Source organism: Micromonospora sp. KLBMP9576 (assembly GCF_050941805.1).
In the GTDB taxonomy this organism is placed as follows: Bacteria; Actinomycetota; Actinomycetes; order Mycobacteriales; family Micromonosporaceae; genus Micromonospora.
Map to the genome: position 1 here is coordinate 4,633,275 of NZ_CP194567.1, position 16,189 is coordinate 4,649,463.

14 protein-coding genes are annotated in these 16,189 nt (G+C 74.2%); 7 read left to right on the forward strand and 7 right to left on the reverse strand.

The genetic code is table 11. The features are described from left to right. Nucleotides 1-9: 9 nt before the first annotated feature. Nucleotides 10-717 carry a lysophospholipid acyltransferase family protein gene (locus ACQ452_RS20230; RefSeq protein ID WP_433386689.1) on the reverse strand — a complete coding sequence of 236 codons (708 nt, stop codon included), beginning with the start codon at nt 715-717 and terminating at the stop codon, nt 10-12. Between the two features lie 389 nt (nt 718-1,106). Here ACQ452_RS20230 and ACQ452_RS20235 point away from each other — a divergent pair, with 389 nt between their 5' ends. Continuing rightward, complete coding sequence (locus ACQ452_RS20235) at nt 1,107-1,955, forward strand: DUF308 domain-containing protein (protein ID WP_433386690.1); 849 nt, start codon at nt 1,107-1,109, stop codon at nt 1,953-1,955. Nucleotides 1,956-2,135: 180 nt separating this feature from the next. After that, complete coding sequence (locus ACQ452_RS20240) at nt 2,136-3,554, forward strand: alpha,alpha-trehalose-phosphate synthase (UDP-forming) (RefSeq protein ID WP_433386691.1); 1,419 nt, start codon at nt 2,136-2,138, stop codon at nt 3,552-3,554. Nucleotides 3,555-3,640: 86 nt separating this feature from the next. Here the strand turns inward: ACQ452_RS20240 and ACQ452_RS20245 are convergent, their stop codons facing one another. From ACQ452_RS20245 to ACQ452_RS20270, 6 genes are all read right to left on the reverse strand, one after another. After that, nucleotides 3,641-4,441, reverse strand: a complete 801-nt coding sequence (locus ACQ452_RS20245; protein WP_433386692.1) for an alpha/beta hydrolase — start codon at nt 4,439-4,441, stop codon at nt 3,641-3,643. Nucleotides 4,442-4,632: 191 nt separating this feature from the next. Continuing rightward, the gene (locus ACQ452_RS20250) at nt 4,633-6,042 is read right to left on the reverse strand and encodes a flavin-containing monooxygenase (RefSeq protein WP_433386693.1); all 1,410 of its coding nucleotides are present in this window, start codon (nt 6,040-6,042) and stop codon (nt 4,633-4,635) included. Between the two features lie 92 nt (nt 6,043-6,134). Further along, nucleotides 6,135-6,842 (reverse strand): endonuclease/exonuclease/phosphatase family protein, encoded by a 708-nt coding sequence (locus ACQ452_RS20255; RefSeq protein WP_433386694.1) that lies wholly within the window; start codon nt 6,840-6,842, stop codon nt 6,135-6,137. A gap of 11 nt (nt 6,843-6,853) precedes the next feature. Then, nucleotides 6,854-7,801 (reverse strand): ROK family glucokinase, encoded by a 948-nt coding sequence (locus tag ACQ452_RS20260; RefSeq protein ID WP_433386695.1) that lies wholly within the window; start codon nt 7,799-7,801, stop codon nt 6,854-6,856. 76 nt (nt 7,802-7,877) lie between these two features. Beyond that, nucleotides 7,878-8,513 (reverse strand): hypothetical protein, encoded by a 636-nt coding sequence (locus ACQ452_RS20265; protein ID WP_433386696.1) that lies wholly within the window; start codon nt 8,511-8,513, stop codon nt 7,878-7,880. Between the two features lie 31 nt (nt 8,514-8,544). Continuing rightward, a complete protein-coding gene (locus ACQ452_RS20270) occupies nt 8,545-9,000 on the reverse strand; it encodes an SRPBCC family protein (RefSeq protein ID WP_433386697.1) in 456 nt (151 codons plus the stop codon). 209 nt (nt 9,001-9,209) lie between these two features. Here ACQ452_RS20270 and ACQ452_RS20275 point away from each other — a divergent pair, with 209 nt between their 5' ends. The 5 genes from ACQ452_RS20275 to ACQ452_RS20295 all read left to right on the forward strand — a co-directional run bounded on the left by ACQ452_RS20275 (nt 9,210) and on the right by ACQ452_RS20295 (nt 16,166). Next, entirely contained in the window at nt 9,210-11,012 is a 1,803-nt protein-coding gene (locus tag ACQ452_RS20275) for an AMP-dependent synthetase/ligase (protein WP_433386698.1), read from the forward strand. 26 nt (nt 11,013-11,038) lie between these two features. Continuing rightward, nucleotides 11,039-12,721, forward strand: a complete 1,683-nt coding sequence (locus ACQ452_RS20280) for a sensor histidine kinase (RefSeq protein WP_433394273.1) — start codon at nt 11,039-11,041, stop codon at nt 12,719-12,721. 7 nt (nt 12,722-12,728) lie between these two features. Beyond that, nucleotides 12,729-13,397, forward strand: a complete 669-nt coding sequence (locus ACQ452_RS20285; protein ID WP_007072219.1) for a response regulator transcription factor — start codon at nt 12,729-12,731, stop codon at nt 13,395-13,397. 191 nt (nt 13,398-13,588) lie between these two features. Continuing rightward, nucleotides 13,589-14,398 (forward strand): SAM-dependent methyltransferase, encoded by an 810-nt coding sequence (locus ACQ452_RS20290; RefSeq protein WP_433386699.1) that lies wholly within the window; start codon nt 13,589-13,591, stop codon nt 14,396-14,398. Nucleotides 14,399-14,513: 115 nt separating this feature from the next. Then, nucleotides 14,514-16,166 (forward strand): putative bifunctional diguanylate cyclase/phosphodiesterase, encoded by a 1,653-nt coding sequence (locus ACQ452_RS20295; RefSeq protein ID WP_433394275.1) that lies wholly within the window; start codon nt 14,514-14,516, stop codon nt 16,164-16,166. Nucleotides 16,167-16,189 lie beyond the last annotated feature (23 nt).

Sequence of the window (16,189 nt, forward strand, 5' to 3'; positions counted from 1 at the left end):
GGCGGGTGCTCAGGCGGGGACCGGTTGGCGGGGGGCCGGGGCGGCGGGCGCGTTCTTGGCCTGCTGGGCGTAGGTGTCGACGTACTCGCGGCCGGAGAGCTCCATCAGCTCGTACATGATCTCGTCGGTCACCGCGCGCTCGACGAACCGGTCACCGACCATGGCTGCGTAGCGCGAGAAGTCCAGCGGCGGGCCGAACCGGATCCGCACCCGGGCGATCTTGGGGATCAGCTTGCCGGGCGGCTGGATCTCGTCGGCGTTGAGCATGGCCGTCGGGACCACCAGGGCGCCGCTGTCCAGGGCCAGCCGGGCGACACCGGTCTTGCCCCGGTAGAGCCGCCCGTCCGGGGATCTGGTGCCCTCGGGATAGATGCCGGCGATGCCGCCGCCGCGCAGCACGCTGAGCTGGGTGTCCAGCGCCGCCCTCGCGGCCCGGCCGCCCGAGCGGTCGACCGGGATGGTGCCGGAGCCCACGAAGAACATCTTCGTCAGCCAGCCCTTGACGCCCTTGCCCGTGAAGTATTCGGCCTTGGCGATGAACGTGACGCGCCGCCGCACCACCAGCGGCGTGAAGATCGAGTCGGAGAAGGAGAGGTGGTTGCTGGCGAGGATGACCGGGCCGGTGTCGGGCAGGTGGTGCAGCCCCTCGACCTGCGGGCGGAAGACCAGCCTCAGCAGCGGGCCGAGGAGGACGTACTTCATCAGCCAGTACAGCACCGGCGTCCTTTCCGAAGGTCGTCGCGGCGGCGCCGCGGTCGGCGCGGGGCCGATCGTGGCCTGAGCCTACGAACCGGACGCCGCACGGCACAACGTCCGGCGGGCCGCGGGAGCCCCGCACCTGCGCCGCGGACGCCGAACGGCGGGGCCGGGGCGCGGTGGCGTCCCGGCGGCGCCGTTCGGCGATCGGCTCCGTTGAAAAACACTCAGCAAAAACGGACAAAATCCGCCGCCGCGACCTGCGGGAGGGCTCCTGACTTCGTACGCCGCGCCACAAGGCACTCCCGGAACGGGCCCCGGACGTGTCACGATTCAAGGCACGGCGCGCGGCTCGGCGCCGAGGGGGCTCAGGCGACGCGCCGCGGGCGCGTGATGAGGAGGATTTCCGGGTGTCAGCGGGTGGTGCCCGCCGGGGACGGCGGGACAACGGGCTCGACGCGAGCGAGTACGCCGTGGCCGGCGACGTGGATCCGCGCGTCGGCGAGCACCTGCTCGACGTCCTGGCCGCCGGTGGGATCGCCGCCTACCTCCAGCCCTCGGCCGACCTCAACCCGATCACCCGCACCACCACCGTGCCGTCCCGCCCCGTCGACCGGCTCTACGTCGACCGCTCGCACCTGGTGACGGCGCGGGACTACCTCACCCAGCTCGCCGACGAGACGGCGACCGAGCCGGCGCGCCCCGACGAACCGGATATCGAGGCCGAGTGGGCCCGCATCGTCGCCGGTTTCCACACCACCACGCCGCGCGGCGGTGACCACCCGTGGCCCGCCGCCGAGGACGTGGACGACACGCGCGGGCCGGCCGGCGGCCAGGTGGCCATCGGCACGCCCGACGAGCCCGCCGGGCCGACGGCCACCGACGTGCGTCGGCTGCCCTACGCGGCGGACGTCTCGGGCGTCTCCGTCTCCCGGGGCCCGCAGGACGAGCCGTCACTGCTCGACGGGCTGGACACCTTCGGCGCGGACCTGCCCGACGACGCGTCGGAGGACGAGCGCTACACCCCGCCGCCACCCCCGCCCCTGCCGCGCTTCTCGAAGTACGCGGTCGTCGGCGTGCTCGCCATCGTCCTCGGCTTCGTGCTCTTCCTGTTCCCCTCGGTCTTCCCGGTGGCCGATCCCTCGCTGGTCAACCTGTTCGGCTTCGCCGGCATCCTGGCCGGCTTCGTCGCGCTGATCTGGCGGCTGCGCCCCGGCGGCGACGACGATCGCGACCCGGACGACGGCGCGGTCGTCTGACCGTCCCCGCCCGACGGCACGTCCCGCCCGCATCCCGGGACGGCGGGCGCCCATGCCCGGGACGCAACACTGGTGTAACTTACTGTCAGTAGGAATACCGCTGTCCGTCACATCCCTCGCTGACTGCCCGGTTGTTCCTCCGCTGCGGCGGTCGCTCCCCTGCTGATCGGAATGCCCGAGATGCGACAGAGTTCCCTCGTGGTGGTTGCCAACCGCCTGCCCATAGACGACAGTGTGGCGCCCGACGGCGCCTGCGAATGGCGTCGCAGCCCCGGCGGCCTGGTCAGCGCCCTGCATTCGCTGCTGCGGCACACCCCGGCGACCTGGGTCGGGTGGGCCGGCGGCACCGGCCCGGCGCCCGCCCTGCCCGACGTCGACGGCGTGCGGATGCAGACCGTGCCGCTGAGCACCGACGACCTGCGCGACCACTACGAGGGCTTCGCCAACGCCACCCTCTGGCCGCTCTACCACGACTCGGTGGAGCAACCGGAATACCATCGGCGCTGGTGGGAGGCCTACCAGCGGGTCAACCAGCGGTTCGCCGAGGCCACGGCCGACGTGGCCGAGCCCGGCGCGATGGTCTGGGTGCAGGACTACCACCTGCAACTGGTGCCCGGCCTGCTCCGGGCGCTGCGGCCGGACCTGCGGATCGGCTTCTTCCTGCACGTGCCGTTCCCGCCGCCCGAGCTGTTCATGCAGCTCCCGCGCCGCGCCGAGCTGCTGCGCGGGATGCTCGGCGCCGACCTGATCGGCTTCCAGCGTTCCCAGGCCGCGCACAACTTCGCCCAACTGGTGGCGAAGGTGCTCGACGTTCCCGCCACGGACCGGCGGATCACCGTCGACGACCGGGAGGTCCGCATCGGCGCCTTCCCCGTCTCCATCGACACCGCCGAGATGGAGGCGCTCGCCGCCCGGCCCGACGTGGCCGAGCGGGCCGTCCGGCTGCGCCGCGACCTCGGCGATCCCGAGCAGGTGATCCTCAGCGTCGACCGGATGGACTACACGAAGGGCATCGAGCAGCGGCTCAAGGCGTACAGCGAGCTGATCGCCAGCGGGCACGTCAAGGTGCGCGACACCGTGCTCGTGCAGGTGGCGGTGCCCAGCCGCGAACGGGTCGGGCAGTACCAGATCCTGCGCGAACGGGTCGAACGCGAGGTCGGGCGGATCAACGGCGAGTTCGGCCGGGTCGGCGAGCCGGCCATCCACTACCTCACCCAGCCGTTCGACCGCACCGAACTGGCCGCGCTCTACCGGGTCGCCGACGTGATGGCGGTGACGCCCCTGCGCGACGGCATGAACCTCGTCGCCAAGGAGTACGTCGCCGCCCGGGTCGACGACACGGGCGCGCTGCTGCTCAGCGAGTTCGCCGGCGCCGCCGCCGAACTGCCGCAGGCGTACCTGGTCAACCCGCACGACCTGGAGGGGCTCAAGCAGGGGCTGCTGTCGGCGCTGCGGGCGGGCCCCGACGACCTCGGCGCACGGATGCGAACCATGCGGGCGCACCTGCACCGGCACGACATCCGGGCGTGGGCCCGTTCCTACCTCGCCGCCCTCGACGACAGCGGCTCGCTGCTGACCCGGCTGGGCGCCGCCGGCTGACGGCCGAACCGGCGCGGCGCCACCGGCCCCGCGAAAGCGACCCGCGCCGGAGCGCGAAAGCGACCCGCGCCCGAGCGCGGGGGTGCTCAGCGCCCGGCGGGGGCCGGCTCCTTCTCCAGCCAGTCGAGCAGCGCGTCGACCGGCTCCCGCCACCGCGCGTCGAGCATCATGTCGTGACCCATGCCGGGAAAGAGCAGCGGCGCCGAACCGTACCGCCGGGCCGCCCGGGTGAGCGCCGCCGTCGGGACGACCCGGTCGTCGGGGCTGCCCAGTACCAGCACCGGCGGGTCGCCCACCGCCGGCTCGGCCACCCCACCGGTCAGTAGCTGCCACTGGGCCCGCCGGCCGGCCCGGCCCAGCCGGTCCGCGTAGCGCCGGGCCTCGGCCTCGGGCAGCTCCCGGCTGAACAACTGGCGGCGGTGCAGCCGCAGCGGCCCGCCGAACACCGCCGGCAGCGTGCCGACCGGATTGCGGCGCAGCGCCGCGCCGAACGTCGCCCAGCCGCCGAGCACCGGCGCGACCAGCACCGCGGCACGGGCCGGATAGCGGGCGAGCGCGTGGGCCACCACGAGGGCCCCGGCACCGTGCCCCACCAGCACCGCCTGCCGCGGCAGGCCCGCCGCCACCTGGGTCACGTCGTGGGCGTACGCGCGCAGCGTCGCCTCCGGCGCCGGGCCACTGTCGCCGTGCCCGCGCAGGCTCACCGCGTACGCGGGGAAGCCCCGCGACGCGGCGTGGCCCAGCCAGTGCTCGGCGAACGCCCACGCGCCGTGCCCGAAGCCCGGCACGAAGAGCAACGGCGGACGCCCCTGTTCCGCCCCCGGGGCCGCGCTGAGCACCTCACGCCGGACCGGACGCACGGGGCGCGCCCACTCCCGCCCCCGCATGATCCGCACCTGACTCACTGTTCTGGCCTTTCGCTCGCGACTGCGGGGCTCCGCTGCGCTGCACTCCTCGCGCTCACCGGTCCGGCCTTTCGCTCGCGACTGCGGGGCTCCGCTGCGCTGCACTCCTCGCGCTCACCGGTCCGGCCTTTCGCTCGCGACTGCGGGGCTCCGCTGCGCTGCACTCCTCGCGCTCACCGGGAACCCTCCAGGTCGTGCAGCGCGCGCTGCACGGCGCGCAGGTAGTCGGCGTGGCCCACCTCGAACCAGTGCCGGCTGCTGTCCTTGACGGGGCCGGCGTAGCGCTCCCCCGCCTTCGCCGCTACCCGGGCGGCGAAGGCCGCCGCCCGGTCCGGACGGGTGACCCGCAGCCGCAGCAGCCGGGCGAAGAGCACCGTCTGCCAGTGCGACAGGGGAAACAGGCCCGAGTCCGGCTGCACCAGCCCGGCCACGGTCAGCGTGGGCCGCTCCGGGACGAAAGCGTTCAGCCAGAGCCGGGGCCGGCCCTGCCCCCCGTCGTCGCCGAGCACCGACGGGTCGAGGAACTCGAAGCGCGGCAGGTAGCCGGTGGCGAAGACGACCACCTCCGGGTCGATCTCCCGGCCGTCGGACAGCTCGACGGCGTACGGGTGGAAGCGGGCCACGTCCGGCACCGGGGCGATCTCGCCGTGGCCCACGTAGTAGACGAGCTGGCTGTTGGCGATCGGGTGCGTCTCGTAGACCCGGTGGTCGGGCTTCGGCAGGCCGAAGCGGGTCAGGTCGCCGACGGTCAGCCGCAGCGTCCAGTGGTAGAGCCACTGGCGCACCCGCAGCGGCACCCGCAGCGCCAGCAGCGTGTCGTTGACCTGGTCGGCGGGGCGGCCGAGGACGTACTTCGGGGCATACCAGTAACCCCGGCGGGTGGAGTGCCAGCAGCGCGACGCCTGCTGGGCGGCCTCGACGGCGATGTCGCAACCGGTGTTGCCGGCGCCCACCACCAGCACCCGCTTGCCGCGCAACTGCGCCGGGTCCTTGTACGACGAGGCGTGCATGACCTCGCCCCGGAACTCCTCCAGCCCCTCGTAGCGAGGCAGCTTCGGCGACCAGTTGTGGCCGTTGGCGACCACCACCGCCGCGTAGCGGGAGGTGCGTTCCGGGCCGTAGCCGCCGGTGCTGCGGGTCGTCACGTCCCACCGGTCGCCCGCCACCGGCTCCACCCGGACGACCTCGGTGCCGAACCACACGTGCCCGCGCAGGTCGAAGTGGTCGGCGTACCGCTCGAAGTACGACAGCAGCCGACTGTGGTGCGGGTAGTCCGGCCAGTCGTCCGGCATCGGGAAGTCGGGGAACTGGGTGAACGGGCGGGACGAGATCAGGTGCGTGCTCGCGTACACCGGGCTGCGGTCGTGCCGCCAGTTCCAGGCGCCGCCGACGCCGGTCTCCCGCTCGTAGCAGTCGACGCCGAAGCCGTGTTCCTTGAGGTTCTTGATGGCCGTGAGACCGCTGGGCCCGGCACCGACGACGCAGACGGTGTCGCCCCGGTCGGAGACCGGCCGACCGTCGCGGGTCAGGGAGGGCGTGCTCGCCTCCGGGTCGGGCTGGCCGTGGTCGGTGGAGGTGGACACCGGGATCTCCTTTTGTGCGGCAACGAGTGCCGGGTCGCGCAGCATCCTCCCCACAACGGCGCGCGTTGTCCAGCCCCGGACGCGGCGGACGGTCAGTCGGCGGCGGGCAGCAGCAGGTCGACCAGGACCGGGAAGTGGTCGCTGGCGCGGCGGGTCTGCGGGGTGTCCACCACGTCGTAGTCGACCACCGTGATCCGCGGGTCGACGAAGAGGGCGTCGATGCGCCGCCGGGGGTCCGCGCAGGAGTAGGTGAGCCGGTCGGCCCGGTCCGCCGCCACGGCGGCGTCGGTCAACCCGCGCGCCACGGTGGCCCAGGCCGCCCCGTCCGGCCCCTCGTTGAGGTCGGCGGCGGCGATCACCGGCCCGGCGGCGGCGTCCAGCTCGCTCTTGAGCAGTGCCGCCTGGGCGGGCCGCTCGGCCGGATCGGTGGACAGGTGCGACCCGGCCAGGGTGAACCGGGCCGCGCCGGCGACCACGCAGTCGGCGTACGCCGCGCCGCGCAGGTGCCGGCCGGGGGTGAGCGGAAAGCGCTGGCACCTCTCGGTCACCACCCGCACCCGCAGGCTGGTCAACAGCAGGTTGCCCAACGACGGCAACCCGCCGGCGGCCACCACCAGGCCGAACGACTCGGCCAGCGCCGCCGACTTCTGCCGCCACCGGAACCGGCGTGGGCCCTCCTGCACGACCACCACGTCCGGCCGCACGTCGCGGACGACCGCCGCCAGCGCGGCCGTGTCGTCGCGCTGGCTGTGGATGTTGTACGACACGACGCGCAGGGGCACGCCGGGGGTCTGCGTCACGGTCTAACCTCTCAGATCCGGCGGGCCAGGTCGGCGGCGCCGATGACGCCGGCGGTGTTGCCCAGTTCGGCCGGGCGGATCTCGGCGACCGGGAGGCGACTGCGCTGGGCGAGGGCGTCGGCGAACGACCGGCGGGTCGGGCCGAGCAGCAGGTCACCGGCGTCGATCACGCCGCCGCCGACGACGAGCACCTGCGGGTCGAGGATCTGCGCCATGTCGGCGAGGCTGGTGCCGAGCCAGCGCCCGACCTGGGCGAAGGCCTCGACGGAGACCGGGTCGCCGGCCTGCGCGGCGGCGGTGACCATGTGCCCCGTGACCGCCTCGGCGTCACCGCCGGCCAGTTCCAGCAGGGCGGCGGCGCGCTGCGGCTCCTGCCGGGCGGCGGCGCGGGCGAAGCGCACCAGGGCACTGCCGCTGGCGTACTGCTCGATGCACCCGAGCCGGCCGCAGCCGCACTGGTGGCCGTCCGGCACGGTCAGCATGTGACCCAGTTCGGCCGCGATGCCGTTGGCGCCGCGCAGCAGTTCGCCGCCGAGCACGATGCCGCCGCCGACGCCGGTGCCGATGGTGAACATGACCATGGAGTCGTCGGCGTCGCGGGCGGCGCCGTGGCGGAACTCCGCCCAGGCGGCCACGTTGCCGTCGTTCTCCACGATCACCGGCAGTCCGGTCGCGGCGCTCACGTAGTCGCGCAGCGGCTCGTCACGCCAGGCGAGGTTCGGGGCGAACAGCACGGTCGAGCGGCCGGCGTCGATCCAACCGGCGGCGCCGACGCCGACCGCCTCGATCCGGCGCCCGGTGGACAGCTCGGCGACCAGTTCGATGATGACGTCGCGGGTCTTGGCGACGTCGTCGGCGGGGGTCTCCCGGCGGGCCTGCACGAGCACGGCACCGGTGTCGTCCACGACACCGCCGGCCACCTTCGTGCCACCCACGTCGACTCCGATGGTCAGCGTCACCGCTGCCACTCCCCTCTGCTGTGCTGCCCGCACCGGCGCCGGTACGGGACCGGTGCGTGGTCGGGACGTGCGGTGGTCAGGCCCCGTCGCCCGCGGGTCGCCCGCCCGCGTCACCGGGGGCCCGGGACGCGGGGAGCACGGGTCCGTCGGGCGACGTCCGGACGGTCACCGCAGCGGCCGGCCCGGCGGCGTCGACGGGCGGCACGGTGGGCGCGGCCGGCTGGTCCTCCGCCCGGGTGGCGGCCGACCAGACGTCCCGCTCCGGTGCCGGCTGAGAATCATGCCCGCTACGGGTGGCCTCGCGCCACACGTGGTCGTCCGCGTCACCGGGGGCCGGGTCCGCCGCCGGTGCCGCGGTGGAGTCGGCGGAGGGCCCGGGCGGGGCGAAGGCGCGCAGCAGGCTCGCCACCCCGGCCGCCAGGTCGCCGGCGCCGGTGGCGAGGCGCTCGGCGAATTCGGGACTCGGGTCGCGCAGGGCGGCGATGCCCCGACAGACCGGGCAGACGCAGCACTCGGCCGTACCGGTGGCGAACCCGCCCGCGGACGCCCCACCGGGGCCGTCGCTGTGACTGAGGACACCCGACACGATCCCACCGAGCGGACCCCACTGGCCGGCCTTCGCCCCGGCCGCGGCCAGCCGGGCGGCGGCCAGCGCCGTGGCGACCAGCCGTTCCGCCTCTTCCCGGGCCGAACCCGGATCCGTCGCATCCATCGTCGGCTCCCCTAACCTGCCGCCGGCCGCGTCACTGCGCCGCACCGGGTGCTTCTACCCGGAGCTTGAGCTGCTTCAACGCCGTATCCATGATCATTTTTTCGGCCTTGCGGCGGAACATGCCGAGCATCCCGACGGAAAGCTCGACCGCCAGGGTGTACGTCACCGTCGTACTACCGTCGGGGTTGCCCGCCAGGTCGTACGACCCGCGCTGGAACTTCTGCATCTTCGAGGGCGCCACCAGGTGCCACTCGATGCGGGAGAGATCCTCGGCGTACTCGTAGGCCAGCACGTACTCGTCGGCCAGCACGCCGGCGTCGATGGTGAACCGGACCTGGCTGGCGTAGCCGTCCTCGTACTCCTCGATCACCTCCGCCCGCCGCATCGCCTCGGTCCACCGCGGGTAGCTCGGGAAGTCGCAGATGACCGCCGCCACCCGCTCCGGTGACGCGCCGATGATGATCGACTGGGTGGAGGTGTCCGCCATGGGGCGAGGCTACCCGGCACCGCGCGACGCCCCGCCCCCGGCAGGCCGTCACGCCCGCCCCCGGCGCCCTGCGGGCGGGGCGTGACGGTGACCCGCCGGCGGCCGGGGCGACCTGCGTTTTCGCTCCCGTCGCCCGGGCGGGTAGGTTTCGACGCAGCCGACCCGCGGTGGCCGGCCCGCCCGGCCAGTGCGAGCACGAGGGAGTGCAGGTGCGCGAGTTCTCCGTCCCGCCGATCGTCACCGTCGGCGACGCGGCCAACCTCACCGATCCGGTCTGGGACAACGCCCAGGTCGCCCCCGACGAGGTCCAGTTCGTCCGGCCCACCGGCACGGGCGGCACCTGGGCCGACGTCACCTGCCGGCAGTTCCGCGACGAGGTCGTCGCCGCCGCCCGGGGCCTCGTCGCCGCCGGCGTGCAGCCCGGCGACCGGGTCGGCCTGATGAGCCGCACCCGCTACGAGTGGACCCTGCTGGACTACGCCATCTGGGCGGCCGGCGCGGTCACCGTGCCGATCTACGAGACCTCCAGCGCCGAACAGGCCGCCTGGATCCTCTCCGACTCCGGCGCGGTGGCCTGCGTGGTGGAGAGCACCGCACACGCCGCCCTCGTCTCCGGCGTCCGGGACCGGCTGCCCGACCTGCGCCACGTCTGGCAGCTCGACCTCGACGCCGTGGACCAGCTCGTCCGCTCCGGCGAGTCCGTCGACCCGGCGGAGGTCGACCGGCGGCGGGCCGCCCGGCGGGCCGACGACGTCGCCACGATCATCTACACCAGCGGCACGACCGGCCGTCCCAAGGGCTGCGTGCTGACCCACCGGAACATGTACGCCGACATCGCCAACGCCGTGCCGGTGCTGCCGAACCTGTTCCGGCCGGGTGCCACGACCCTGCTCTTCCTGCCGCTGGCGCACGCCTTCGCCCGGCTCATCCAGATCGGCGTGGTGCAGGCGCGGGCCACCATGCGGCACTGCCCGGACAGCAAGAACCTGGTGGCGGAGCTGCAGGACTTCCGGCCCACCTTCGTCCTGTCGGTCCCCCGGGTGTTCGAGAAGGTCTACAACGGCGCCAAGCAGAAGGCCGAGGCCGAGGGCAAGGGCGGGATCTTCGCCCGCGCGGAGCAGGTCGCCGTCGCCTACAGCGAGGCGCTGGAGACCCCGGGCGGTCCCGGGCTGGTGCTGCGCGCCCAGCACGTGCTCTTCGACAAGCTGGTCTACCGCAAGCTGCGCGCGGCGCTCGGCGGCCGGTGCCGCGACGCCATCTCCGGCGGCGCCCCGCTCGGCGCCCGGCTGGGCCACTTCTTCCGGGGCATCGGCGTGACGGTGTGCGAGGGCTACGGCCTGACCGAGACCTCCCCGGCCGCCGCCGCGAACCTGCCCGACGCCACCCGGATCGGCACGGTCGGCCGCCCGCTGCCCGGCGTCACCGTCCGCATCGACGACGACGGCGAGATCCTGATCGCCGGCGACCTGATCTTCCAGGGGTACTGGCGCAACGAGGAGGCCACCGCCGAGGCGCTCAGCCCGGACGGCTGGTTCCGCACCGGCGACCTCGGCCAGCTCGACGACGACGGCTTCCTGAGCATCACCGGCCGGAAGAAGGAGATCATCGTGACGGCCGGCGGCAAGAACGTCGCCCCGGCCGTGCTCGAGGACGAGGTCCGGGCCCACCCGCTGGTCAGCCAGTGTGTCGTGGTCGGCGACCGGGCGCCGTTCATCGCCGCCCTGGTCACCGTCGACGAGGAGGCGCTGCCGCGCTGGCTCGACTCGGCCGGCCTGCCCGCGGACACCCCCGTCGAGAAGCTGCGCGACCACGAGGGGCTGCGCGCCGAGATCCAGGGCGCGGTCGACGCCGCGAACCGGGCGGTCTCCAAGGCCGAGGCGATCAAGGTCTTCCGGATCCTGCCCCACGACTTCACCGAGGCCACCGGCGAGTTGACCCCGTCGCTGAAGGTCAAGCGGCAGGTCGTCCACAAGACGTACGCGGCGGACATCGCCGAGATCTACCGGGGCTGACTACCATCCGTCACGTGCCCGCCTCGATGCCTCCCCGGCCCCCGTCGCATCCCCTCGCCGCCGCCGCGCGCGTGGTCATGCTGGCCCTCGTCGCCGTCCTGACGCTCTTCGCCACGCACGACCCCGGCCAGCTCTGGTGGGTCGCGCTGCTGGCGGTCGCCGGGCTGCCGGCCCTGCTGGCGCCCGAACACCGGCTGGTCGGCCCGCTCAGCCGGGTCGCCGAGGTGCTGGTGCTGGGGCTGGCCGCCAGCCAGGTGGCCGCCGTGGCCACCATCGGCGGCGACGTCGCCGGGCTGGGCGCCTCGGCGGTGCTGCCCTACCTGGCCGTCCCGGTGACCGTCACCGCGCTGCGCCGCCGGTTCCGCGAGGGCGTCGCCCTGCTGGCGGTCGCCGCGGCCACCCTGCTGGTGGCCGGCGCGCTCACCGCTGTCGACGGCGACCGGCAGCTCGCCCAACCCGGCTACCTCGCGGTCTGCGCCCAGTGGCTGATCCTGGCCGGGCTCGGGCTCGCCGCCGCGATCGGCCTGCACCGGGTGATGCAGGTCCGCAACGAGGGCAAACCCCAGCCGTACGCCGAGGCGACCCGCCTGCTCACCCAACTGCGCACGGTGGCCCGGCAACTGCCCGGCGCCACCCTGGACCCGGGCGGCATCTCCGAGCACCTGCTGGAGGAACTGCGCACGGTGGCCCGCGCCGACCGGGCGGCCGTGCTGTCGGCGAGCGGCGGCGGTCGGCTGGTGGTGCTCGCCCAGGTGGGCGTGGACCGGGTCGACTGGGAGACGACCCTGGACGCGGACTCGGCCATCGCCGACGCGTGGGCCACCCAGCAGCCGCACACCGCCGCCCGGTCGCAGGCCCGCTCGCACCGCGGCGGAGACGTCTCCGCCCTGATCGTGCCGCTGGTGGCCGGGGTGCGCACGGTCGGCCTGGTGGTGTTGGAGGCGGACGTGGCGCAGGCGTACCCGCCGCCGGTGGTGTCCCGGGTGACCGGGCTGACCCGCCCGGCCGCGCTGCGGCTGGAGGCGGCGCTGCTCTTCGACGAGGTCCGCTCGCTGGCCACCAACGAGGAGCGGCAGCGTCTGGCCCGGGAGATCCACGACGGGGTGGCGCAGGAACTGGTGATGGTCGGCTACGGCATCGACAACGCGCTGGCGTACATCGACGAGGACCCGAAGGAGACCGCCGAGGCGCTGCGCACGCTGCGCGGCGAGGTGACCCGGGTGATCACCGAGCTGCGGCTGAGCCTGTTCGAGCTGCGCAGCGAGGTCGACCGGCACGGCGGCCTGACCGCCGCGATCGCCGAGTACGCCCGCACGGTCGGCGCCTCCGGCGGGCTGCGGGTGCACCTGTCCCTGGACGAGACCACCGCCCGGCTGCCCGCCGCCACCGAGGCCGAGTTGCTGCGCATCGCCCAGGAGGCGGTCACCAACGCGCGCAAGCACGCGGGCGCGTCGAATCTCTGGGTCACCTGTGCGGTCGACCCCCCGTACGCGCAAATTGAAGTGTCGGATGACGGTCAGGGGATCGCTGACCAGCGCTCCGACGGGCACTACGGCCTTGCGATCATGGCCGAGAGGGCGGAACGTATCCGGGGCCGGTTGGAGATCAGGCCGAGGCAACCGAGCGGCACGACCGTCGCGGTGGTGCTCGGCTCATCGCCCCGGCGCGATAACGTGCGCGGTAGCGTAGCGGCAGCAGAAGGGGAGTAACCCGAGGATGACCACAAGTCCGACACCGGCCACCCGCACCAAGGTCCTCCTTGTCGACGACCACGACCTGATCCGCAAGGGCCTGCGGCACGCGTTCGAGCGTGACCGGCAGTTCGAGGTCGTCGGTGAGGCAGCCACCGCGGCGGAGGGCGTACGCCAGGCCGGTGCGCTTCAGCCGGACGTGGTGATCATGGATCTCCGGCTGCCCGACGGCAGTGGCCTGGAGGCCACCCGGGCGCTGCGCAAGTCCAGCGCCTCGATGGGCATCGTCGTGCTCACCATGTACGCGGGCGACGACCAGCTCTTCGGCGCCCTGGAGGCCGGGGCCAGCGCCTTCGTGCCGAAGACCGCGCCGGCCGACGAGGTCGTCGCCGCCGCCCGGCACGCCGCCTCCTCGCCCAGCGCCTTCACCGCCGCCGATCTGGCCGAGGCGATGAAGCGCCGGCTGGCCCCGTCCGGGCCGCAGCTCTCCCCCCGCGAGGGTCAGGTGCTGCGGCTGCTCGCCGACGGGATGAGCGTGGCCGGCATCGCCAAGCAGCTCTTCGTCAGCGAGTCCACCGCCAAGACCCACATCTCGAAGCTCTACGAGAAGCTGGGCGCGGCCAACCGGGCCCAGGCGCTGATGACCGCGCTGCGGCTCGGTCTGCTCGAGGCGCCGGACGCCCCGAAGTTCTGACCCGCCGCGGCCGGAGGCCGACGACGTAGCACCGACAGGTCCGTGCCCGCCCGGCGGGCACGGACCTGTCGTCGTCGATCCGATCGACGGCGGCGGTGTACGGCACGGCGCGCTATGGTCTCCCCGGCGATCAGCCGGCAGAATACCGGCGCGGGCGGTGGCGTCCGCACGCCGACAGGAGGAGTGAACGCATGCAGCGGCCGGACTGGGCACCCGACGAGATCGACATCGAACGCCCCAGCGTGGCCCGCATGTACGACTACTACCTCGGCGGCTCACACAACTTCGCCGTCGACCGGGCGACCGCCCAGGCGATGGTGGCGGCGGTGCCGGAGGCCCCGCTGATGGCGCAGGCCAACCGGGCGTTCCTCCGTCGCGCGGTGCAGTTCCTCCTCGACGCCGGTGTCCGGCAGTTCCTCGACATCGGCTCGGGCATCCCCACCGTCGGCAACGTGCACGAGATCGCCCAGCGCGAGGCCCCCGACGCCCGGGTGGTCTACGTCGACGTGGACCCGGTGGCGGTCGCCCACAGCCGGGAGATCCTGGATGGCAACGACCACGCCGTGGTGGTGCAGGAGGACCTGCGGCACCCCGAGCGCATCGTCGCCCACCCCGAGGTCCGCCGACTGCTCGACTTCGACCAGCCGATCGCCGTGATGATCGTGGCGGTGCTGCACTTCGTGTCGGACGACGACCGGCCCGCCGACCTGCTGCGGACGCTGCGCGAGGCGCTGGCGCCGGGCAGCTACCTGGTGCTGTCGCAGGCCAGCGGCGACGGGCGCGGCGACGACGAGCGGGCCGACGCCGAGCGGGTCTACCGACGCACCGACAATCCGCTGTGGATCCGCAGTCACGACGAGCTGACCGCCCTCTTCGACGGCTTCGAACTGGTCGACCCGGGCGTGGTCTGGGTGCCGCGGTGGCGCCCGGAGTCCCCCGACAGCACCGAGGACGCCGAGCGGGCGGCCTTCATCGGCGGCGTCGGACTACTCGGTGGATGAGCCGCCCGGGGCGGTCACCGTCGCCCCGGCCGGCGCCACCGGGGCGCGCCCGAACCGCCCGGGGACCTTCGCCCGGGCGTGGGCCCGGGCCGTCTCCGGCACCAGCTACCTGCCGATGACCCAGGCCCAGCTCGAGGTGCTGCTGCAACGCCTCACCGAGCAGCTCGCCGGGGCGCTGCTGGCCGAGCCCATCGACCTGCGGGTCGGGCACCGGGTCGGCACCGAGCTGGTCGCCGCGCACATCGCGTCGGCCGAGGCGCTGGGTCGTACGGTCGAGGTCTTCCAACTGCGGCTGATCCGCGACCTCGGGCTGGTCGCCGAGGAGGTCGAGGACCGGCTGGCCCGGCTGCTGGCCGCCGTGACCACCGGCTACGCCCGTGCGCTGCGCGACCGCACGCTCGACGAGCAGGAGACGATCCGCCGGGCCGCCATGACCGCCCGCGCGGAGGCGGAGCAGGCGCTGCGCACCAGCGAGGCCCGCTTCCGCCACCAGGCCACCCACGACCCGCTGACCGACCTGCCCAACCGCACGCTGTTGACGGAGCGCCTCAGCGCCGCCATCGACTCCGGCACCGCGGGCGCGCGCCTCGGCGTCTGCTTCCTCGACCTCGACCGGTTCAAGGTGGTCAACGACTCGCACGGGCACCAGGTCGGCGACGGGCTGCTGGTGGCCGTCGCGGACCGGCTCCGCCGGGCCCTCGACGGGCACCTGGTCGCCCGGCTCGGCGGGGACGAGTTCGTCGTCCTGGTGGAGGGCACCACCGGCACCGCCGACGCCGTCGCCGTGGCCGAGGCCGCGCTCGCGGCGGTAGGCGAGCCGGTGCTGGTGGACGGGCACGAGCTGTGCGTGTCGGCGAGCATCGGCATCGTGGAGCGGGAGGCCGCCGGCACCTCCCCCGGTGACCTCATGCGGGCGGCCGACAGCACGCTGCACTGGGCGAAGACCGCCGGTGGGGCCCGCTGGTCGCTCTACGACACCGACCGGGACCGCCGGAACCTGGCCCGGTACGCGCTCTGCGCGGCCATCCCGGCGGCGCTGGAGCGGGGCGAGTTCTACCTGGACTTCCAGCCGCTGACCTCGCTGCGCGACGGGCGGCTGCTCGGCCTGGAGGCCCTGGTGCGCTGGCGGCACCCGGAGCTGGGCGTCCTGCAACCCGACAGCTTCATCCCGCTGGCGGAGGAGACCGGGCTGATCATCCCGCTCGGCGGGTGGGTGCTGGCCGAGGCCTGCCGGCAGGCGGCGAGCTGGGCCGCCGGCGACGGGCCGCCCCCGTTCGTCAGCGTCAACCTGGCCGTGCGGCAGGTGCATCGTGCCGGGCTCGTCCAGGAGGTGCGCGCGCTGCTGCGGCACACCGGGTTGGCGCCGCACCGGCTCCAGTTGGAGATCACCGAGAGCACCATGATGAGCACCATCGAGGAGCCCGTGCGGGCGCTGCGGACGCTCGCCGACCTCGGCGTCCGGATCGCCATCGACGACTTCGGCACCGGCTACTGCAACCTGGCGTACCTGCGGGACCTGCCGGTGACCGAGCTGAAGGTGGCCGGGCAGTTCGTGACCGGGTTGCGGGCGCCGGAGGCCCGCGCGGACGAGCGGATCCTCGCCTCGCTGGTCTCGTTGGCGCACGCGCTGGACCTGACCGTCACCGCCGAGGGTGTGGAGACCGCCGGGCAGGCCGAGCGGCTGCGGGCGATCGGCTGCGACGCCGGCCAGGGCTGGCACTTCGGCCGCCCGGGCTCCGCCGAGCGCGTCCTGGCCCGCCTGGGCTGACGGCCCGCCACACCACCGGCTGC

Bases quoted from the DNA above. Each gene is read 5' to 3' on its own strand.
- ACQ452_RS20240 (WP_433386691.1), top strand. From the start codon at position 2,136: ATGCGACAGAGTTCCCTCGTGGTGGTTGCCAACCGCCTGCCCATAGAC.
- ACQ452_RS20245 (WP_433386692.1), bottom strand. From the start codon at position 4,441: ATGCGGGGGCGGGAGTGGGCGCGCCCCGTGCGTCCGGTCCGGCGTGAG.
- ACQ452_RS20265 (WP_433386696.1), bottom strand. From the start codon at position 8,513: ATGGATGCGACGGATCCGGGTTCGGCCCGGGAAGAGGCGGAACGGCTG.
- ACQ452_RS20270 (WP_433386697.1), bottom strand. From the start codon at position 9,000: ATGGCGGACACCTCCACCCAGTCGATCATCATCGGCGCGTCACCGGAG.
- ACQ452_RS20280 (WP_433394273.1), top strand. From the start codon at position 11,039: ATGCCTCCCCGGCCCCCGTCGCATCCCCTCGCCGCCGCCGCGCGCGTG.
- ACQ452_RS20285 (WP_007072219.1), top strand. From the start codon at position 12,729: ATGACCACAAGTCCGACACCGGCCACCCGCACCAAGGTCCTCCTTGTC.
- ACQ452_RS20290 (WP_433386699.1), top strand. From the start codon at position 13,589: ATGCAGCGGCCGGACTGGGCACCCGACGAGATCGACATCGAACGCCCC.
- ACQ452_RS20295 (WP_433394275.1), top strand. From the start codon at position 14,514: ATGACCCAGGCCCAGCTCGAGGTGCTGCTGCAACGCCTCACCGAGCAG.